This window comes from Candidatus Obscuribacterales bacterium (assembly GCA_019744775.1).
Lineage (GTDB): Bacteria > Cyanobacteriota > Vampirovibrionia > Obscuribacterales > Obscuribacteraceae > SBAT01.
This window is the reverse complement of sequence record JAIETZ010000004.1, coordinates 597,439-618,135: the sequence shown is the minus strand read 5'-3', so window position 1 is coordinate 618,135 and position 20,697 is coordinate 597,439. Positions and strand designations below refer to the sequence as shown.

Here is a 20,697-nt window from a genome sequence, read left to right as displayed (position 1 = left end):
AATCTTGTCAGGACAAATAAGGACATAAACATGGTTACAACTCTTCTGAAAGAAGCAGCTACAGGGCGCCGTTTAACGGTAGCTGAAGCGGCTCGTATTTACAGAGAAGCAAGTTTGCTCGATTTAGCGTGGGCTGCTAATGAAGTGAAGCGTCGCTTTCACAAAGACGATGAGCCGATTACTTTTGTTATTGACCGCAATGTCAATTACACCAATGTTTGTAATGCCTATTGCCAATTTTGCGCTTTCTATGCGGCACCTGGTTCCAACAAGGCTTATGTTCTTCCCTACGAGCAAATCAAAGAAAAGATTAAAGAGTTGATTGCTCTTGGTGGCACACAACTCCTTTTGCAAGGTGGACATAATCCGGAATTAGGCATTGAGTACTACGAAGAATTGCTTGGTACCATTCGCCGTGATTTTCCAAATCTGACTTTGCATGCTTTGTCACCATCGGAAATTGATCACATCACGCGTGTGAGCAATCTGTCATTGGAAAAAACTCTCGAAAGACTTATTGCTGCTGGTTTGTCATCCATCCCCGGTGGTGGTGCAGAAATTCTTGTTGAGCGTGTTAAGGACGCAATAAGCCCGTTGAAGATGCCGGCTGCTCGCTGGTTGGAAGTAATGGAATGTGCTCAGAAAATGGGTCTTAAGACATCGGCAACGATGATGTATGGCACTGTGGAGACAATTGAAGAGCGCATTGAGCACTTGATCAAACTGCGTGATTTGCAAGATAAAACAAATGGTTTCACAGCTTTTATCACATGGTCATTCCAGCCAGGCGGAACGCCGATGGCCCGCAAAATGACTCACGAAACAACTGCAGTTGAATACCTGCGAATGGTTGCTATCGGTAGATTGGTTGCCGACAATATTCCTAACGTGCAGACATCCTGGGTCACACAGGGATTGGGCTTGGGACAAGCAGCATTTGCTTTCGGCGCAAATGATTTCGGCGGGACTATGATGGAAGAAAACGTTGTTTCTGCTGCTGGAACTTACTTCGATGTAAGTCTCAAGCAGATGATTGAAGCAATTCACGCTGCCGGTCATGATGCAGCTCAGCGTGACACGCAGTATAACCTTTTGAAGACTTTCCCCCGTAAGGTCCTCCAGCCGGCTTAATCTAGCGCCAGTTCCTTTTGGGTATAAGTATTGAGTAGTCGCTCAAGAGGGTCCGAACTTGCCGATAATTCATTATTTCAAGGCGAAAAGGCGGCGTGGTCAGCGTGGTGGCGCACAAATGGCGGAATTTGCCGCCACAATACCGCTCATTTTCATCTTCGTATTTGGACTCATTGATTTAACGACGTATATGGCAGCTTTTGCGACAGCAGGGCTTGTGGCAAACGTCACTGCTCGAGCAGCGGCACCGTCAATTTCCTTAACGGCAGCGAAATCCAATGCCGACAAAGCGGCCAATTGCGTACTAAATGGTAGCGATTGTCCTGGTGGCCCTACGAGCATGCGTTTTGCCGACTTTTGTAATTTGACGCCTAAAAACAGCAGTGCTTTGAAGCTTGTTGTTTATCAGGTGGCAGTTCAAGGTGGCACCAAGTCTGCTTTCAGTGGCACGGTTGATACCAGTAAATTCTTCTACGAATACGAGTCGGAGTGTACATTCCAGATTGCACCGTGGATCCCATTCACAGCTCTAGGACCAATTCCAATTATAGGTGTGTCGTCACCAATGACTTTTAAGTCAACTTCGTATGTTGAACATCCCGAAGGACTAACAAACTAGTCAACTAACTAGAGCAATTACTGCTTTTGGAAAGTTGTTTGCCACCAATTCATGAAATTTCCGATTAAGTCGTATCTGGCAACAGAAGCTGCCTTGTAGACCTGTTGCACTTGCTTGTTGTCGGGAGCAATAGCATAAGCGCGCTCAGCGTAGGGCAACGCTTCGACAGGACGTCTTTTATCTAGTAAAAGTTTGGCGATAAGCATATTGGGTTCTAACTGATGAGGAGCCTGATCTGCTGCAGTCTTTAGAGCAAGTTCTGCAACGTCCCACCATTGACGTGAGAGTCTTGGATCTTGTGCGACAGTTTTTGTGGCGGCAACGCGGGCAAAACCGCCGCCTAGTATGAAAAATACTTCCGGCGCGTTCTTGACGAATTTCTTTGCTTGCAGAATAACCGTCTTAGCTTCATTTGGCTTATCGATGTTGTAGCTGGCCAATTGACCTAAAACCAGATAAGCAACCGGATACTGGGGATTGATAGACAATGCCTTCATTGCCAGATCGCGCGCGTCGCTGAACTGCGCAGATGACAATTTGACGTCAGCTTTTAGTATGAGCGCCGGATAGAAATCCGGTGCCAAGTCTACTGCCTTCTCGGCAGCTGCTCCTGCTGCTGTGGCGTCTCCATAAAGTAAGTAGGCGCGACCGAGATTCAGCCAAATGTCCTTATCGGCAGGATATCTTTTGCTCAGAGATTCCAATCGTGATAGTGCTTCAGGTATACGACCTGACTCTAAAAGACACTGTGCTACCGCACGCTGGGCATTCACATCGCCCTTACCCAAGCTGACAGCCTTTTGGTATTGAGCCAAAGCTGGACCTAATTGCTTGCGGCTGTAATAGACAGTTGCCAAATTGTAGTGAGCGTTGCCGCTTGATGGGCTGAGTTTCACTGCCAGCTCAGCTTCTTCCAATGCCTTATTGCTCATACCCATTGCCTGGTAAATGGCTGTCATTGCCAGGTGAGGTGTCGCTGAGTTAGGTTCTTTGCGAGCGACATCCTGTTCAAGAGCAAGAGCTTCTTGTAGCTTGCCAGCCTCGACAAGTTTTTTTGCTTGTTCATTTATATCGACGCTGAGAGCCGGTAGCACGCAGGAGATACTAAGACATGCAGCCAAACAAATGTATTTCAGTTGATTCATGTTGCTCACAAGGATTTGAGAAATGCTAACAGATCAGATTTTTCCTTTTCAGGTAGAGCTTCGTAGTTTTTTACCACTTGCTCTGCTTGTCCGCCGTGCGCCAAAATGGCTTCGTTTATATCCGAAGTGCGTCCGTCATGGAGAAGGAATTTCTTGAATCGCAGACCCCACAAAGGAGTTGTGCGCCATTCGCCGCCTTGGGCTCCACCTTGCGGCAGCCCATCGGCAAGTTTAACTCCCATCTGGTGTACAAGGAAATCGGAAAATGCTTTAACCGGCTTGCTTTCCAGAGCCTGAATTTCCATATGCTTCAGCTCAGGCCCTGGACTATCGGGATCAACTACATAAACAATAGGAGCTGTAGACATTTCCGGTAAATGGCAAACCGCGCACTGAAGTTGTTCAAATATCTTTTCACCACGTTTTACTTCTTCGGTTATCGGTCCTCTATCAGGTGGAGCCAAGAGCGCTTGGTGATAGGCCAGCTGAGCCATCACGTGCCCTTTGTCATTAGGCTCAGAGGGCAAGTACTTATAAATGCACTTCGGAAAATTGGAAATACCGGTTGCTGATTTTTCGTTTTCCTGAAAGAAAGTGGTTATTCCCATTTCCACGTTCAATGCTTCTTGTGTGAAAGTAAGCAAAGTCGAGTTTTGATTTTTCCAACCAAAACGACTGATACGCGGGCGATAAGTCAAAGGATCGATTTGCGAAAGCGCGCGTCCGGCTAGTTGCGGATTGGTCTTCAATTCTTTGAAAACGTTCTGCACGATATCGGGATCCGGAATAGCTTCAATCAAACCAAATCCAAAAAGCGGTGGTGCATGTCTAAGCGAAATAAGCTCTGCTCCTGAAGGAACCGAACCAATTTCAATCTGACAATCAGGCGGATATTTGTTGACGAATTCGGAAGTAATGGATTTTCTTTCCAGAGCCGGACCGCCCTGGAAAAGCATAATGTCCACATCGTCCTGACCAAGACCTGTAATTACATCTTTTAGAGGCTGTTTTGCTTTGGGTCGTTGAGCAATTCTTCTGCCAATTCTTACAACACCTGTTGAAACAACGTCTCTTCCTTCACCGCCCACTCGTTCTGTTGGTTGTCCGTGACATTCAAAACAGCTTTTGCCGTTAAACAGAGGACCTAGTCCTTCTTCGGGTGTAAATTCTTTTTTGAAAACTACTCTGGTTGCGTAAAACTTTCTGAGCTGGTTGGGCGTCAATCCCTTTACCGGGCCGCCTAGATTACCCTCGTCTGGCGCAAATACATAAACCTGCTGGAATAAGTAAATGCCTGTTGCCAGCAAAATTGCACCGAGAATTCCTCTCTGTAGCCAGACGTTCTTAGTTGATGACTGTGCATTTGCAGGGCTTTGTATGTTTTCCGATTCGCCGGAATTTCCGCCACCGTTATCCTTACCAAACATAGACTGACTCCTGCAGATGTAAAGCACGAAGGACTGTTAAGTTCCTCTCATTATAAGGGTTTGCCTTTCAGCGTCGATAATGACATCTGGGGCTATTTAATCTCGGTGGCGCCGACACCTTAGGCCCGTTAGGTATGACACCTGACGGGTACATTAATAACTAGGTTCTGTAGGACTTATAGCTTGAGTATGCGTCTCATAAACAGGTCTAGAAAAGCCGGACAGTCAATGATTGAGCTGTGTGCCGGATTGATTATTCTTGTGCCGATTATCTTGGGCTTGGTTGATTTGGCATTTCTCATTGCTGCCATGCAGGTCAACGACGCTGCTTGCAGAGACGCTGCTCGTGCAGCCGCCGCCGGACCGCCGACAGAAGCCTACCAGCGTGCCAGCGGTGTAGCGCAGGCTACTAACCGCACGCAGGGTTATATAAAAGGACCAACCGTTAGTGCGAGCGATGTAACCACAAATCCTGCTTCAATTGCTGATCCTGGACCATTTGGCGGACCGTATCAAGGTACCGTCAGAGTTAAGACGCATGTCCAATTAACAATGCCCGTGCCAATACCGTTTATTCCTCAGACTACTCAGCCGATGGAATTTGTTGCTCAGCAGGAATTTCCAATTACCTACGTTAAACCAAATACCGCCACAATCCCTTAGTGTTGGGAATTAGACGCTAATCGTCGTGAGCTTGAGCGGACATTGGCGCGTGACTTGCTCTTTTTACTCTTCGTGTTGCTCTTGCGAAAGGCAACAGATAGAACTTCATCTAGATGCGATACTGGAATAAGTTCAATCTTGTCGGTTACATAGTCAGGGATATCTTCCAGGTCTTTTGTGTTGCTTGCCGGGAAAAGCACTGTCTTAATGCCTTGTCTAACTGCAGCCAGGACCTTTTCTTTAAGTCCGCCTATTGCCAGCACTCGACCACGCAAGGTGATTTCGCCGGTCATAGCCAGACTTGCTCTAACTGGTTGTTTTGTAATTGCAGAAATAAGTGCCAGGGCAATGGCGATACCGGCAGACGGTCCGTCTTTAGGAATTGCACCTTCTGGAATGTGGATGTGAATATCCAGGTTGTCTTGGAAATTGTCGTCAATGCCTAATCTGTCTGCGTGACTACGAATATAACTGAAAGCAGCCTGGGCAGACTCTTTCATTACATCGCCCAATTGTCCTGTTAATTGCAATTTGCCTTTGCCGGGCATCGTGTTTACTTCAATTGACAGTGTTTCACCACCGGTTTCCGTCCAGGCAAGACCATTTACTATTCCCACTTGTGGGCCGGGTGTCTCCTTGTCTCTCAGGATTTTAGCGGCGCCCAAGTACTTGCTAACGTTTTGCGGAATGATGCGCACAGAAGATTCTTTGCGTTTTACTATCTCTGTGGCCACTTTGCGGCAGATTGTCGCAATGGCCCGTTCTAAGTTGCGAACGCCTGCTTCGCGCGTGTATTCTTGGACGATTTTGCGAATGGCCGGAGTAGCAAACTTCAATTGCTTACCTGCTAGTCCGTGCTTCTCCAGCGTCTTAGGAATAATGTGCTGCTCGGCAATTTGTACCTTTTCTTCTTCTGTATAACCGGACAAGCGAATAACTTCCAGTCTGTCTAAAAGAGGTCTCGGCACATAATCCAAAGCGTTTGCAGTGGCTACGAAAATTACTTCGCGCAGGCTAAATGGCGCATCCAGATAATGATCGGTAAATGTGTCGTTTTGATCCGGATCTAAAACTTCCAGCATGGCAGCTGTCGGATCACCCATATAAGAACGCGTCATCTTTTCGATTTCATCGAGAAGAATTACAGGGTTTTTTGTGTCGGCATGTTTAATAGCCTGCAAAATTCTGCCCGGCATGGCACCGATATAAGTGCGTCTATGTCCGCGAATTTCCGCTTCGTCGCTTATGCCGCCAAGGCTTATGCGAGAGAATTCTCTATTCATAGCGCGAGCTATTGACTTAACAAGACTTGTTTTGCCCACACCCGGCGGACCTACCAAGCAAAGAATTGTGCTTTGTGGTTTGTTGGACAATTTACGAACAGCCAAATATTCAAGAATTCTCTCTTTGACCTTTTCCAGTCCGGAATGATCTTCATCGAGGATTTTTTCCGCACGTTTTAAATCCAGGACATCAGCCGATGACTTAGACCAGGGCAAGCTGACAAGCGTGTCGAGATATGTGCGAATTACCGATGCTTCGGCAGTTTGCGGCATCATTTTTTCCAGGCGGCCTAATTCCTTATTGGCTTTTTCTTCGGCCTGGGCTGGCATCTGTGCGCTGGCAATCTTTTGTTTGTATTCGGCTATCTCGTTTAGTTCGCCGCCTTCATTGCTCAACTCATCTTGAATTATTTTGAGCTTTTCGCGCAAGAAGTATTCTCTCTGGGTTTTTTCCAAATTGAAGCGCACGCGATCGTGAATTTGCTGCTCGAGTTGAGCTAATTCCAATTCTCGTGAAAGCAATTGGCTTATGTATTCAAGACGCTCGGTGGCGTCAACCATCTCCAAGCATTTTTGTCTTTCAGCGACATCAAGGCTCAAGTAGGTGGCGATAATGTCTGCCAGGCGACCTGGTTGTCCTATTCCAGAGACTGCTAAAAGCGACTCGGGATTTATTTTTTTCGTGGCTTTGACGTATTGCTCAAACTTATTTACGGATACTCGAATAAGTGTCTTTGTCAGTTGATCTTCGCTGTCAATTTCCTTTTGTTCGCTGACCTTAGCTTCAAGATTAGTCTCGCCGACAGTAAGCTTGTTCAATTGCACGCGGCAAGAACCTTCAACCAGCACTTTTACGGTGCCGTCAGGTAACTTGAGCATTTGCATAACTTCGGCAAGAGTGCCTACAGTATAGAGATCTTTTTCTTGCGGCTCTTCGCACTCTGGATCTTTTTGTGCGACAAGCACAATAAGCCTGTCATCGCGCATCAGTGCCTGTTCCAAACCAGCAATAGACTTCTGCCTGGAGACAAATAATGGTGTCACCATTTGCGGGAAAACAACCACATCTCTCAGTGGTATCAAAGGAAATGTCTGTTCGTTTATATCAGGCATAGTTTTGACTTAGGACTAAGCTATTTCGCCTTTCAACTTAGGCTTAAGCTCCAGGAGTTCGGCCGATGAGCGTTTCTCAACCAGTTCTTTGGTGATTTCAATGCACTTAATATCATTGCGTGAAGGTACTTCATACATTATATCGAGCATGATCTCTTCAACAATGGCACGCAAGGCACGAGCGCCTGTCTTACGCTTGATGGCTTCTTCAGCAAGTGCTTTACTTGCTGCGTCGTCGAACTTAAGTTCAACACCATCAAGGGCCAATAGCTGCTGATATTGCTTGAGGATGGCATTTTTCGGCTCAATTAGGATGCGTACGAGAGCTTCTACATCAAGCGCTTCAAGCACTGCTACAACAGGCATACGTCCGACAAATTCCGGAATCAAACCAAACTTCAAGAGATCGTCTGGAATGAGATCCTTGAGAATTTTGCTGGCGCGCTCTTCGCGCTCGCGAGCTGTTGCCGGAGCTGTTGAACCAAATCCTATATTGCGGTTGGTAGAGACACGTGATTCGACAATCTTATCCAGACCGACGAATGCTCCACCACATATAAATAGAATGTTGGCGGTGTTGATTTGGATGAATTCTTGGTGCGGGTGCTTACGACCACCTTGTGGCGGAACGTTAGCGACCGTGCCTTCGATCATCTTAAGCAACGCTTGCTGTACGCCTTCACCGGACACATCTCTGGTAATAGATGTGTTTTCCGACTTGCGGGAAATCTTATCGATTTCATCGATGTAGATAATTCCGCGCTCGGCTTTCTTGATATCGTAATCTGCCGCTTGATAAAGGCGCAGAAGAATATTTTCCACGTCTTCGCCAACGTAGCCTGCTTCTGTCAAAGTGGTGGCATCGGCAACAGCAAACGGCACATCCAAAAGTTTGGCTAGTGTTTGTGCCAGAAGTGTTTTACCGGAACCAGTTGGTCCAACCAAAAGAATGTTGGACTTTTGAATTTCAACTTGATCAGATAATTCAGCGTTGTGACTTATGCGCTTGTAGTGGTTGTACACCGCTACGGAAAGTATTTTCTTGGCCATTGTCTGACCGACAATGTGTTGATCAAGAAATGCCTTTATCTCCAATGGCTTCGGCACATCAACCAGTTGTGGTGCCGGGCTGTCAGTTGGCGCCGGATGCGGTGTGCCCTCAATTAATTCCTCGTCGAGGATTTCATTGCAAAGATCAACGCACTCATCGCAAATATAGACACCAGGTCCAGCAATTAGCTTTTTGACCTGGTCCTGGCTCTTACCACAGAACGAGCACTTAAGTCGATTATCTGATTGCTTAGCCATTAAGGACTCCTACTTTCTAGACAGCAGCCAAATTTGGTTGGTCAAGTTTGAGAATTACATCGTCCACTAAACCATATTCTTTGGCTTCTTGGGCGGTCATGATGTTATCGCGATCAGTATCCTTTTCAATCTGTTTTACGGATTGACCGGTGTGATGAGCCATAAGCTCATTCAGCTGACGCTTGATGCGGATAATTTCGCGAGCTTGAATCTCGACATCTGTCGCTTGTCCTTGAGCACCACCTAATGGTTGGTGAATAAGGATGCGGGAGTGCGGTAATGCAAGACGCTTACCTTTTGTGCCACCAGCTAAAAGGAATGCGCCCATTGAAGCAGCTTGTCCGAGACAGATTGTGGAAACTTCCGAGCGGATGTGCTGCATGGTGTCATAAATTGCCAAGCCCGCAGTAACTGATCCACCTGGGGAGTTAATGTATAAACGAATGTCCTTTTCCGGATCTTCACCTTCCAGGAGAAGCAACTGCGCAACTATTAAGTTGGCAACAGTGTCATCAACCGGGGTGCCGAGGAAAACAATACGCTCACGCAACAAGCGGGAGAAAATATCGAAGGCACGTTCACCACGAGCAGTTGTTTCGATAACGGTTGGCGGATAGTAGGACATCGGATCAATTCCGGATGCACTCCAGATCTCGTACAACTGTTTATAGGACGGTGTTTGAAATTGCCTCATTTAGAACTACCTCTTGCGCTTAGCTATTTGGAAAAGGGTATTGCCGTCTCTACGGCCACAATACTACCTTAAAAGTTTCTGTCAATATTATATTGGTGACAGGCACTACTTAGCCAAGACTTTTTGCTTGTCAGACTCCTTCTCGGCAACATATTTAATTTCCGCCGAGTCCATCAGGAACTCCACAACCTTGGAAGCCAAGGTTTCTTCCATCACCTTGCGGCGAATTTCAGCGTTACCGACCACCTTCTCTAATGGGACGTTGTACATCTGCGCTAGTTCCGCGAAGTGTGGATATAGGTCCTTGTCTTCGACGATTAATTTCTCGGCGCGCACGATGGCACCCAAAACGAGGCTCGTTGCAATGCGCTGGCGAGCTTCTTTGTCTTTCTCCTCTTTCATGGTTTTGAAGCCGTCTGATTTTTCAAACTCTTCCCATGACTGACCGGCGCGTTCAAGAGCTTGACGATTCTGCTGCACGAGCATGTTTGTCTCGCGTTCAATCATTGTGTCCGGCAAGTCTACTTTGGCACCTTCGACAACTTTTTCAACAACTGCCTTTTGTGCGCGAGCGTCATTTTCTTCTTTGACTTCTGCGGTAAGGCGCTCGTTAATCGCTTCCTTGAGCTTGTCGAGTGACTCCATGCCGATGGCTTTTGCCAATTCATCATTGATGTCAGGCAAAGTCTTTTCGCGAAGACCTTTTACTGTCACCTTGAAAATGGCTGCTTTTCCAGCGAGGTCTTTGTTGCGGTAATTTTCCGGGAAGGTGACGTTGACATCTTTTTCTTTGTTTGGTTCGGCGCCAACTAGTTGCTCGCAGAAGCCTTCAAAGAAATTGCCTTCGCCCATCTCGAGCATTAAGCCTTCGGCTTTGCCGCCTTCAATAGGTTTGCCGTCGTAGTGACATTCAAAGTCGATGATGACAGTGTCGCCCATGGCGATTTTGCGGTCCGGAATTTCCTTAAGCGTAGCCTTGGACTCAGCTAGTTGCTTGAGTACTGTCTCTAATGCTTCGTCCTTCATGGTTGCTTCGCCAACTTCAACGGAAACACCCTTATAGTTGCCCAGAGTTACTTCCGGGCGAACTTCAAATTGGGCGGTAAAAGAAAGTGGTTGACCTAATTCAAAATTGAGGCTGTCAACTTCCGGCTCGGTGATAACATCGAGTTCTTTCTCGGTTATGGCGCTGCCGATGAGTTGAGGAATTAAGTGCTCTAGGGTTTCGCGCTTAATGTAGTCCGGACCCAAAGTCTTTTCGATGACGTTCTTGGGGGCCTTGCCTTTGCGGAAGCCAGGAATATTAACCTTTTGACTTAATTGGCGGCAAGCTTGATCGTAGGCTTTCTGCGCGCGATCGGCTTCAATTTCAACGGCCAAAGAAACGACATTTTGACCCTTCTTTTCCAGGCTAACCTTCATTCTTCTACTTCCTTTATCTGAGTTCAAAAACTGCGGTCGCATAGAGCGACCTTATTGTCGGTGAGGCTTTCGAGCTGCTCAGGTAAGACCTAAGCAAGACAAGATATCGCCGCGACTTCAATCCGGCAATTTTAGCACGCCAAGAGGGCTCAATGCCCCATTATTACCTGGGAATTACGATCTGTGTCTTTGCGATGACTAGGCAAATGACGATGCCAAGATTGATGGCCATGAAAACACCGATGAGACTGGAGCCCATCATCAACTGCCAGACCAGCACTGCTTGTCTGGGCGTCAGGGTGGTTAAAATTCCAAATCTATTGGCAACGTGGGTTAAAAGGGTCAATCCCAAAAGTACGTCGGCAGCACCGACCAAGGGGATGCGGTGCGAAGAAAGCTGCGGAACAAACATGGAAATACATGCGAACACGCAGACTACTAATAGCGCCAAGCTGGTCGCTCTGTCTGTGTCGCGGAGTTTTACTTCGTGGTCTTTAGTAATGCCGTCTATATAGCGCAAAGCCGCTAAACTACTCTGCCAGCGCGATCTGCGCTTAATGATTTGATCGGCAGACATCTTGACTGTATCCGCAGAGCCGGTTTTTACTTCTTCGGCTTTCTTCTCTTCAGTCATTTTTGCGCCTCCGCGCCAAGCCCAAACCCCGAACTTCCATTAGTTAATATAGCAGAGAATTTTTTCATATAAAGAGAAGCTGTGCCCGAATCTCTTGACTGGGGCGCCAACCCAGCCAATTGCAGGCTAGCTTCAAAAAAGCCGAAAAACACAGGTCAAAGACGACCTATGTTCTATGTGTCGGATAAAAAATGGAGCGGGAGACGAGGCTCGAACTCGCGACATTCTCCTTGGCAAGGAGACATTCTACCACTGAATTACTCCCGCATCTGGCAGATTGCAGTTCAGATTATAGCGCCAATAGGTGCGGACTACACCACAACCTCAACAAAATCGAAATGATTCGATTATGTAATGGCCGCCGGCTGCTTTTGCGAAGGACGCTTAGTTAAGCGTTTTTCCACATCAGCAAGGATGCGCACAACTTGATATGCGTTGTTCGCATCTGTACGTGGGCGCTCACCGGTCATCAAACACTTGAGGAAGTGCTCGCACTCCAAATGCAAGGGTTCGATATCGGGATACGAAGGATACTCGACAATCATGCGACCTTCCGGCGTCTGACTGTGCAGTGAGAGTTTGTTTTCTACTTGAGCATCATTCAAAACGGCAGTCTTAAGTGTTCCGTTTACTGTCAAACGCACAAGCTTTTGTGGATCGATCCACGAATTGCGAATTTGACCAGGAATAATTTTTCCATTGAATGGAAATGCTAAATCGAGATAAGCAACATCAACAATGTCATCGCTTTGTGTATCCCAACCGCCCACACGTTGAACTTCCGTGTTCTCACAATCAAGCAAGTAACTCATCATGGAAATATCGTGCGGCGCTAAATCCCACAAAACCGACCAGTCGCGCCTAGAAGTATTGAAATTCATTCTGTCCGAGCGAACAAAACGCAAATCACCCAATTCACCAGAGGCAATTAGTTGCTTTAAGCAATTAACTGCAGGATGGTAAAGCAACAGGTGTCCAACCATGAGAATAAGGTTGTTCTTTGTTGCTAAATCATCCAGTTCTCTTGCGTGGGATACATCGCGTGCAAGTGGTTTTTCCACGTACACATGCTTGCCTGCCAAAAGTGCTTGCCTGGCAATTGGAAAGTGACTATCGGATGGTGTTGCCACCACGATTGCACTGACGTTTTTGTCAGCTAGTACACTGTCAAAATTTTGTGTGACAGTGATACCAGGATGCTCGCGACGCACCATTTCAAGTCGTTTTGCATCCGCATCACAGACTGTGGCAAGTGCGCCTTGCTGGTGAAAATTGCGGACTAGGTTTTTACCCCAGTTTCCGCAACCGATTACCGCAACTTTTGGTGGTTCCAAGTTCGTGACTCCGCTATTTCTTCTTATTTACAGCTTCGCTGAATTCTTTGCCTACGCGAAATCCTGGTACGCGCTTAGCTGGAATGTGCAACGGTTCGTTGGTTTTTGGATTGCGACCGGTGCGTGCTTTACGCTGGCGCAATTCAAATGTACCGAAGCCTACCAAGGTGACTTTCTCACCGCGGGAAACTTCTCTGACGATGGTATCCATCATCTTATTGATCACCTGTTCGGCGTCTTTTTTGGTCGTCTCGGCTTCTTTGGCTACGATGTCGACTAATTCGGCTTTATTCAAGGCTCAAATACTCCTAGGAAATTTTAGTCTCGGGATGCCTGCTGCTGGATGCCATCTACCGTTTGTGCTTAAACGGTATTTAACTCCTGGTGCCTGTTTTTACACCAGATAGTCCATATCTGCTAGAAATCTCAAGTGATATGGCTGCCTGCAATGCTAGCATAAACTCCTGTTAGGACAAGCCTGGAATTGATTTTCCGATTTCGAGAAATTGCTAATGCTGACATCTTCACAGCCAAGCCAGATTTCGGTTCGGCGCGATGCCTGGGTCGAAATTGACCTCAATGCAATTGAATACAACTTGAGCCAAATAAAGAGCTGGCTCAAATCCGGCACGCAGTTAATGGCCGTTGTAAAAGGCGATGCTTACGGGCATGGCGCTCTGGAATTGACTCCAGTTTTGCAGGCCTCCGGTGTGGACGCATTTGGTGTTGCTTCGGTTGATGAGGGTTGCCAATTGTTGGCAGCCGGAGCCAAAGTTCCGGTTTTGGTATTGGGTCCATGTCCTGTTTGGGCGATAAGAACAGCGCTTGAATCAGGGCTTTCATTGACTGTTAGTTCTGTCTCACAAATTGCTGAAATAGCTGCAGAGGCAAAAGCTTTAGGAAAAAAAGCCGGTATTCATTTGAAAGTTGACACTGGAATGCATCGTTTGGGATTGGCTGCCAGCGAAGTGAAGACAGCTGTTGAAACTATCTCCAAGTACGACGAGTTGAACCTAATTGGACTCTACAGTCATTTAGCCGAAGCTGCCGACCCTAGTTCCACCGAAAGACAAAATAAGTTATTTCAAGCAGTAATATCCGAACTAATTGCTTGTGAAAAATTGCCCGAGATTGTTCATCTGGCCTCCGGTGAAGCTGCCAGGCTGCACCCGGAGACGCACTACGATCTTGTGCGTGTCGGCCTATACATTTACGGATTGGAAGCAAAAAAAGTCTCTGATGTTGTTCGTCCGGCAATGTCCGTTCGTGGACGAATAAATCAATTGAAAGAAATTGAAGCCGGCGAATCAATCGGTTATGGATTTACCTGGACGGCCAAGCGCAAAACTAAGTTGGCTTCACTTCCTATTGGTTATGCCGACGGCATTGAAAGAAAGCTGTCCAATCAAATAAATGGATTGCTCTTTGGTCGGCAAGTAAAGCAGGTCGGACTGATAAGTATGGATCAAATGCTTTTTGATGTGACGGATGTTGATCAAGTTTGCGTTGGTGATGTTATAACTCTCATTGGTTCAGAAGACGGTTCTGAAAGACGCCTCTACTTGGCTGACTGGGCTAACAAGTTGGATACCATAACTTATGAACTGGCGTCTCAGTTGAGAATCAGGCTACCGCGTATGTACACTCGTCAAAAGTGGCAATCTAAATGAAAGAGATAGGCGTATTTGGCGGCACATTCAACCCCATTCACTGGGGGCATTTGCTCATCGCTGAGTTTGCCCGTGAACATTTTCAATTGGACAAAGTCTTGTTCATAACCTGCGCCCGCCCGCCGCATCGCAAGGATGTTGATTTAGATGCCGAAGAGCGCTATGAAATGGTTAAAGCGGCAGTTGCCGGCAATGACAAATTCGAAGCTTCTCGCATAGAACTTGATAGACCAGGTCCGTCATACATGATTGATACGCTGGATGCTGTGCGCAAGATGTATGGACCGGATATCAGACTAAATCTCATTGTCGGTGGCGACAACATTGCCCAATTGAAACTGTGGCATAAAGCTAACGAAATTTTTGAGACCTGTCGAATTCTTGTTGCTCCGCGTGTTGAGTCTTACTCTCATTTGGTAGAAGAATTAGCTAATGGCGGACCTGGCAGAAAAATAGTCGCGCCTGCAGAAATTGAACTTATTCGCTGTCCCTTAGTGCAAGTCTCGAGTTCGCAAATTCGGGCGCGCGTACACAATGGCAAGACCGTGCGCTACATGGTGCCCCCTGCTGTCTATGATATTTTGCACGCTCATGGATATTACAAGCTAACTGACAGCAAAGCAGAAACAACTGCGGTTTAAACTTAGATGCCGAAATACGAAGGAATTCCCGAGTCACTTACACTTATGGCTGCTCGCCAGTATGTTGAACCGCGCGTATCTGAAAAACGCTTTGCCCATATCGAAGGCGTGGCCAAATTTGCAAAACGGATAGCCAGTGCTTGTGGCGTTGATCCGTTTTTGGCAGAGTTATCCGGCTGGCTACATGATGCTTGCAAGCACGTCAAAGATAAAGAACTGGTAGCAATGGCCGACAAATTTGGTATGGAATTGCATCCTGTCGATAGACAACAAGGACGTCTTATACATGGACCTGTCGCTGCTTACGTCTGTCGTGAGGAGTTGGGACTTACAAATAAAGACGTCTTGGATGCAATAACTGAGCACACGCTTGGAAATGTCCCAATGTCTGATCTTTCCAAAGTTACATTTCTGGCAGACTGTCTGGAGGAAAGCCGCCCGGACAATTATCGCAAACCAATTCTGGATGCCTTGGATCTTGACGGAAAAGTCAATTTGAACAAGGCAATGCTTGTTGCATTGGATCTGGGACTGCAGATGCTCATCTCTGATAAAGCAGTCATTCATCCACGTACAGTCGACTGCCGCAATTACTTCTTGGACTTAGTCCGAAATGCAAATAAGTAAAAATGTAGTCTGCGACGATGGTCGCTTTGATATAGCTGATGACTCACTTATTGCACAAAGTGCCGTCTTCAATAAGGACTTAGCGCCAATTCCATTTGAAAGACGCAAGTGGACATGGACAAATTTCGCTGCCCTGTGGGCGGGCATGGCCTGCAATATCCCAACTTATATGATGGCAGCAGGATTGATTGCGAATGGAATGAATTGGTGGCAAGCATTGTTGACGGTTTTAATCGGCAATTGCATCGTTCTCATTCCAATTGTTCTTAACTCTCATCCAGGCGCAAAGTATGGCATCCCTTTTCCGGTATTTGTGCGTGCATCCTATGGAATAAGAGGTTCCAACCTACCGGCATTGATGCGCGCTATTGTCGCCTGTGGTTGGTTTGGCATTAATGCCTGGATTGGTGGGCAGGCATTATTCACGCTAATGAAAGCTCTCATTCCATCATGGCCAACTCTAATGGGCGCACCAATTGCTGGACATTCACCGACTGAATGGCTTTCGTTTATTGTGTTTTGGGCACTCAACATATTAGTCATATTTGGTGGCATGGAGTTTCTAAAGAAATTTGAAAGCCTGGCAGCACCTCTTGTCTTTTCATTGGCTGCACTGATGGTCGGCTGCCTGGTTTGGCAAGCCGGTGGATTGGGTTCCTTGATTTCTGAGAAGGGCAAATACTTAACTGTTGCAAGTTTCCTACCGGTTTTCATTCCGTCTCTTACTGCAATGATCGGCTCGTGGTCAACACTATCGTTGAACATGCCTGACTTCACACGCTTTAGTAAGAGTCAAAAAGATCAGTTAATTGGACAAGCTGCAGCATTGCCACTATCCATGACCGCGTTTACTGCCATGGGCATTGTGTCCACAAGCGTTGGTATGATTCTCTACCCGCATATGAAATTGACAGAGCTTTGGGATCCGGTCACTCTTGTTGGTCAGTTTTCGCAGCCAGCCGTTGTGGCAATCGCCATGTTTACTATCATGCTCGCGACGCTATCTGTAAATGTGGCCGCCAATTTGGTATCACCTGCTAATGATTTATCAAATATCTTTCCACGCTCAATCTCCTTTAAGAAGGGCGCCGTTATTACTGGCATTTTGGCTTTGCTGATGCAGCCCTGGCAATTAATTGCTGACCCCAATGCGTACATTTTCTCCTGGTTGCTGGGCTATTCAGGTGGACTTGGTGCAATTGCCGGCGTGATGATCGTCGACTATTGGATAATTCGCAAAAAGCATTTAGATCTACCTGATTTATATTTGACACAAGGCTCTTACTGGTACACCAACGGCTGGAATTGGAAAGCGGTATTAGCAACAATTGCGGGCTGCGCACTTGCCTGGGTCGGCGCAATTGTGCTCACCTTGCGCATATTCTATGATTACAGTTGGTTTGTCGGACTCTTTAGCGCTGGCGTCCTTTACTTTCTATTGATGAGAAAGCGCAGCTCATTGTCTTCGTAGGGGCGCATTGCATGCGCCCTTGTCGCTGATTTAATCACTTGGCTTGAACTTTTTACCCCCTTTTTTCGTCTTATAGTTATAGGCGTCAAGCGGGGATTAAATTTTCCTGTCGACTCGCCGGAGTTGTCAGACATTCGTCGGACGGAATGGTAAGATGAAATATAGAAAGAGCTTCTATGATCATGGGTGTACTGAGAAGATTGCAGACCATGTTCTGAATTATGGATTGTGGTACCAATTGCATGATAGTGAACCGGGCCATGAGCAGGTGATGTATGTAGGTTGGGACAAGGACGGGGGCAACCTATGGGAAATAGGAGTTGAGCTATATCCAGAAGGACACGATGACTGGATTTTTCACGGGCAAGAAGCTGGAGTGTATTCCAGAAAGCAGGTAGGACTATGAGACCGGAAAGCCTCGCAAAAATGAAGAAGATCGAACAAGAAGCGCGGCAGCGAATTTTGGATCGTGGCAAGATAGAATTTCGCGTTGAGCCCGAGTTGATGGCGGCGGTTCTTGATCTGGCTAAAGAGCGGAAACTACCTCTTGGTCCAATGATTCGACAATGGGTAAGCGAGCGCGTAGCTCAAGAGACAAAAGGTACGCGGAGCAAAACTCAATTGGACGTAATCGAAAACAAAATTGATAAGTTGCTTGCAAAGAAAACGGGTACTTCGTGAGTAGTTCAACCTATTGTGTATCTGGTTTGATTTTCGCAAGCATGCACATCACAATTCCGAATAGACCCATGACTGAGCCCCACGTGATGTTCAGGTTGATGGAGCTCGCGCCGATTTCAGTGGTTGTCGGACTCGCATAGCCGAATATGACCAACAGCGTGCCAAAGATGATGAAGATGGCGCCAATTATTAACCGTAGATCCAGCATTGTTGGCTCCTTAGAAGAAGTAGATGTTGAGGGCAATGGTGGCAGTTAGCACTATTGCGGCAAGTATTTTGGGTTGTTTGTACCAGGGCAGTGGTTCAGCAATAACTGCATCAGTTACACCCCAAACTAAGCCCTTTAATTGATCTAGAGGCTTCGGTTTGGTGAAGAAAGACAAGACGATAGTGATGATGAAGCAAATTAGCCAGGCATAGGTTGAACGCCAGAAGTTGCCTGCCATAACAGATGGATAAGTATGTAGTCCGATGTAAGTAATGTACCAGTGGATGATAGCTCCGGTTGTTCCGGCAACTAAGCCCCAGAATGCCGCCCACGGAGTCGCTCGTTTCCAGAACATGCCTAAAAGGAATGTGGCGAATAAAGGTGCATTGAAGAAGGAGAAAATCATCTGCATGTAGTCCATGATGCTGGGGAAGCCCATGACTAAATAGGCTGTGAGAACGCTCACTACAATGCCTATGGCAGTGGCCGCCCGACCGATCCAAAGATAGTGGTCATCGCTTTTGTTTGGTGCAATGTAGCTCTGATAAATATCGTAAGTCCACACGGTGTTGAAGGCGGTGATGTTGCCGGCCATTCCGGACATGAAGCTAGCGAGCATGGCTGTAAGCCCGATACCCAACATTCCTGATGGATAGTACTTTGCCAGAAGCAAAGGCATGGTCATGTTGTAGGAATAGTTTGTTGTATTGCTGCCCAATTGTGGTATCACAAGCAATGCCAGCATGCCTGGCAAGATAGTGATTGCTGGGAAAAAGATTTTTGGAAATGCGGCAATTAGTGGCGTGCGCTGAGCCGCGTTCAGGTTTTTCGCAGCAAAAGCTCTCTGAATTACAAGGAAGTCCGTACACCAGTAGCCGAAAGACAATACAAAGCCAAGTCCCGAAACAATACCTATCCAGTCGACACCCATTGGGTTATTGGCAGTAGCCGTCTGTGCCCACATGTGACCAAAGCCGGGTGGGAGCTTTTGCATCATGGCGTCCCATCCGCCAATGTTTGCCAAAGCAATTAACGGCAGAGGAAGAAGTCCGAAAAGGACGAGGAAGAATTGCAAGACTTCGTTGTAGATAGATGAAGTTAGACCGCCAAGAATTGTATAGGCAAGAACAACGGCGGCGGAGACAAGAATTGATGCAGTCATCGACCAATTCAAAAGTAGTTTGAATACAAGTGCCATCGCGTACATGTTGATACCAGACATGAATACAGTCATGACGGCAAACGAAAGTGCGTTGAAAGCGCGTGTCGGTTCATTAAAGCGAAGCTTCAAATATTCAGGCACACTGCGAATGCGCGAACCGTAGTAAAAAGGCATCATAAATACGGCAAGGAAAACCATTGCCGGAATAGCACCTACCCAATAGAAGTGGGTGGTCATGATTCCGTATTCGGCGCCGTTTGCCGCCATACCCATTACTTCAATGGCGCCTAAGTTGGCTGAAATAAAAGCAAGTCCGGTAATCCAGCTTGGAATGGAGCGTCCTGATAAAAAGAAGTCCTCACTGTGGACCATCTGTTTTTTCAGGGCGTAGCCTATCCCTAAAACAAAGACAAAGTAGATGCCAATGATTAGGTAATCAAGAACCCCAATGTTCACGGGTTGTCTCCTGCCGGATTCGTATCCGTTGATCATATATAGATTGTTCGTGAGAAATTCATATTCTGTTCAAATTTAGGAGAACTTAATAGGTCGGGGAACATTCTGGCGTGGCCAACTTCTACTAACTTGTGAGACGTTCATAGGGAGAAACGATATGAAGAAAATTGCATTATTAGCGGTGGCTATGATTGGCATGGCAATGCCTGCTCAGGCGCAATATTCGCAATACACACCCTTCAACAGCACATCGCTTTCCGGGCAGCCAACATATCGCACGAATGGTATTTGGAACAATCCAAACGAACGTTATAACCGCAGACAACAAGCGCTTGTCGATAAATTGCAGCGCAAGCTGTCTCAATTGGAGATTCGACTAAGAGTACGCGGAGTATCGTTCAGAGAAAGAATGAGACTCAATAACGAAATTCGCCAGATACGGTGGGAAATCTCTCGCGCGCTAAATAGCATGCGTCGATACTAGGTCTCTACAAAGTTTTTCCTGACGCAAACCCAAAGGGAGGCAGACACAAATCTGCCTCCCTCCCCTTTAAGACCATCGGGCGCATGCAATGCGCCCCTACAATACGTTCCTAAATCCGGCTACGAGAATTGTTCGTTGGACATGGAGCCGCCGCCATCGCTGTCTTTCTTGGAGCCAAGTAGGCGTAGGTTGTTGGCGTTGACGATTGGTTTGACGTGCTTGACGCCATCATCGCCTGTCCAGCGATTGAAATCGAGACGTCCTTCGATAGCGATTAAGCTTCCTTTGCGGACATATTCACCAGCAACTTCTGCTTGGCGACCCCAAAGCTCGATGTCAAACCAGTCGGTTTCTTTTTCCTTGGTGGGTCTGTTGACTGCCAAGCTGAAAGAAGTTTTGACGCGACCTGATTCAAAGTAGCGCATTTCCGGGTCACGCCCGGCGCGGCCGATAAGGGTTAGTGAATTGACCATGGTTTTAAGTCCTCAAGATATTCGCTCGGCGCTCGGCAGTGAAAAACTACT

21 protein-coding genes and 1 tRNA gene are annotated in these 20,697 nt (G+C 46.9%); 9 read left to right on the top strand and 13 right to left on the bottom strand.

Annotation, left to right across the window (positions count from 1 at the left end; translation table 11 throughout):
• Positions 1-30 precede the first annotated feature (30 nt).
• A complete protein-coding gene (gene mqnC / locus K2Y22_12170) occupies positions 31-1,131 on the top strand; it encodes a dehypoxanthine futalosine cyclase (GenBank protein ID MBX9879206.1) in 1,101 nt (366 codons plus the stop codon).
• Positions 1,132-1,189: 58 nt separating this feature from the next.
• Positions 1,190-1,750 carry a hypothetical protein gene (locus K2Y22_12165; protein MBX9879205.1) on the top strand — a complete coding sequence of 187 codons (561 nt, stop codon included), beginning with the start codon at positions 1,190-1,192 and terminating at the stop codon, positions 1,748-1,750.
• A 17-nt stretch (positions 1,751-1,767) separates the two neighbouring features.
• On the opposite strand, the gene K2Y22_12160 is transcribed toward K2Y22_12165, so the two are convergent.
• Together K2Y22_12160 and K2Y22_12155 are read right to left on the bottom strand one after the other, a co-directional pair.
• Positions 1,768-2,895 (bottom strand): tetratricopeptide repeat protein, encoded by a 1,128-nt coding sequence (locus tag K2Y22_12160; protein ID MBX9879204.1) that lies wholly within the window; start codon positions 2,893-2,895, stop codon positions 1,768-1,770.
• Between the two features lie 5 nt (positions 2,896-2,900).
• Entirely contained in the window at positions 2,901-4,322 is a 1,422-nt protein-coding gene (locus tag K2Y22_12155) for a hypothetical protein (protein MBX9879203.1), read from the bottom strand.
• Positions 4,323-4,511: 189 nt separating this feature from the next.
• Between K2Y22_12155 and K2Y22_12150 the strand changes: the two genes are divergently transcribed.
• Positions 4,512-4,985, top strand: a complete 474-nt coding sequence (locus K2Y22_12150; protein ID MBX9879202.1) for a hypothetical protein — start codon at positions 4,512-4,514, stop codon at positions 4,983-4,985.
• On the opposite strand, the gene lon is transcribed toward K2Y22_12150, so the two are convergent.
• From lon to K2Y22_12110, 8 genes are all read right to left on the bottom strand, one after another.
• Complete coding sequence (gene lon, locus K2Y22_12145) at positions 4,982-7,381, bottom strand: endopeptidase La (protein MBX9879201.1); 2,400 nt, start codon at positions 7,379-7,381, stop codon at positions 4,982-4,984. The genes K2Y22_12150 and lon overlap by 4 nt on opposite strands.
• Positions 7,382-7,396: 15 nt before the next feature.
• Positions 7,397-8,689, bottom strand: a complete 1,293-nt coding sequence (clpX, locus tag K2Y22_12140) for an ATP-dependent protease ATP-binding subunit ClpX (GenBank protein MBX9879200.1) — start codon at positions 8,687-8,689, stop codon at positions 7,397-7,399.
• A 16-nt stretch (positions 8,690-8,705) separates the two neighbouring features.
• Entirely contained in the window at positions 8,706-9,314 is a 609-nt protein-coding gene (gene clpP, locus K2Y22_12135; GenBank protein MBX9879199.1) for an ATP-dependent Clp endopeptidase proteolytic subunit ClpP, read from the bottom strand.
• Between the two features lie 174 nt (positions 9,315-9,488).
• On the bottom strand, positions 9,489-10,805 hold the full coding sequence (gene tig, locus K2Y22_12130; protein ID MBX9879198.1) for a trigger factor: 1,317 nt from the start codon (positions 10,803-10,805) through the stop codon (positions 9,489-9,491).
• A 163-nt stretch (positions 10,806-10,968) separates the two neighbouring features.
• Positions 10,969-11,439 carry a hypothetical protein gene (locus K2Y22_12125; GenBank protein MBX9879197.1) on the bottom strand — a complete coding sequence of 157 codons (471 nt, stop codon included), beginning with the start codon at positions 11,437-11,439 and terminating at the stop codon, positions 10,969-10,971.
• A 192-nt stretch (positions 11,440-11,631) separates the two neighbouring features.
• Positions 11,632-11,706, bottom strand: a tRNA-Gly gene (locus K2Y22_12120).
• Between the two features lie 80 nt (positions 11,707-11,786).
• Positions 11,787-12,773: a Gfo/Idh/MocA family oxidoreductase gene (locus K2Y22_12115; protein MBX9879196.1), complete on the bottom strand. Its 987-nt coding sequence runs from the start codon at positions 12,771-12,773 to the stop codon at positions 11,787-11,789.
• 13 nt (positions 12,774-12,786) lie between these two features.
• Entirely contained in the window at positions 12,787-13,068 is a 282-nt protein-coding gene (locus K2Y22_12110; protein MBX9879195.1) for an HU family DNA-binding protein, read from the bottom strand.
• A gap of 217 nt (positions 13,069-13,285) precedes the next feature.
• On the opposite strand from K2Y22_12110, the gene alr reads away from it, so the two are divergent.
• The 5 genes from alr (at position 13,286) to K2Y22_12085 (ending at position 17,863) form a co-directional block, all read left to right on the top strand.
• On the top strand, positions 13,286-14,443 hold the full coding sequence (alr, locus tag K2Y22_12105; protein MBX9879194.1) for an alanine racemase: 1,158 nt from the start codon (positions 13,286-13,288) through the stop codon (positions 14,441-14,443).
• Positions 14,440-15,084 (top strand): nicotinate-nucleotide adenylyltransferase, encoded by a 645-nt coding sequence (gene nadD, locus K2Y22_12100; GenBank protein ID MBX9879193.1) that lies wholly within the window; start codon positions 14,440-14,442, stop codon positions 15,082-15,084. Before alr ends, nadD begins: the two co-directional genes overlap by 4 nt.
• 6 nt (positions 15,085-15,090) lie before the next feature.
• Positions 15,091-15,711: a bis(5'-nucleosyl)-tetraphosphatase (symmetrical) YqeK gene (gene yqeK, locus K2Y22_12095; protein ID MBX9879192.1), complete on the top strand. Its 621-nt coding sequence runs from the start codon at positions 15,091-15,093 to the stop codon at positions 15,709-15,711.
• Entirely contained in the window at positions 15,698-17,182 is a 1,485-nt protein-coding gene (locus K2Y22_12090; GenBank protein MBX9879191.1) for an NCS1 family nucleobase:cation symporter-1, read from the top strand. Before yqeK ends, K2Y22_12090 begins: the two co-directional genes overlap by 14 nt.
• Before the next feature lie 426 nt (positions 17,183-17,608).
• Positions 17,609-17,863 carry a hypothetical protein gene (locus K2Y22_12085; GenBank protein MBX9879190.1) on the top strand — a complete coding sequence of 85 codons (255 nt, stop codon included), beginning with the start codon at positions 17,609-17,611 and terminating at the stop codon, positions 17,861-17,863.
• Between the two features lie 10 nt (positions 17,864-17,873).
• Here K2Y22_12085 and K2Y22_12080 read toward each other — a convergent pair whose 3' ends face one another.
• Positions 17,874-18,071, bottom strand: a complete 198-nt coding sequence (locus K2Y22_12080) for a hypothetical protein (GenBank protein ID MBX9879189.1) — start codon at positions 18,069-18,071, stop codon at positions 17,874-17,876.
• Between the two features lie 10 nt (positions 18,072-18,081).
• Positions 18,082-19,689 (bottom strand): sodium:solute symporter family protein, encoded by a 1,608-nt coding sequence (locus K2Y22_12075; protein ID MBX9879188.1) that lies wholly within the window; start codon positions 19,687-19,689, stop codon positions 18,082-18,084.
• A 157-nt stretch (positions 19,690-19,846) separates the two neighbouring features.
• On the opposite strand from K2Y22_12075, the gene K2Y22_12070 reads away from it, so the two are divergent.
• The gene (locus K2Y22_12070; GenBank protein ID MBX9879187.1) at positions 19,847-20,173 is read left to right on the top strand and encodes a hypothetical protein; all 327 of its coding nucleotides are present in this window, start codon (positions 19,847-19,849) and stop codon (positions 20,171-20,173) included.
• Positions 20,174-20,292: 119 nt separating this feature from the next.
• Here the strand turns inward: K2Y22_12070 and ssb are convergent, their stop codons facing one another.
• Positions 20,293-20,646 (bottom strand): single-stranded DNA-binding protein, encoded by a 354-nt coding sequence (gene ssb, locus K2Y22_12065; GenBank protein MBX9879186.1) that lies wholly within the window; start codon positions 20,644-20,646, stop codon positions 20,293-20,295.
• Positions 20,647-20,697 lie beyond the last annotated feature (51 nt).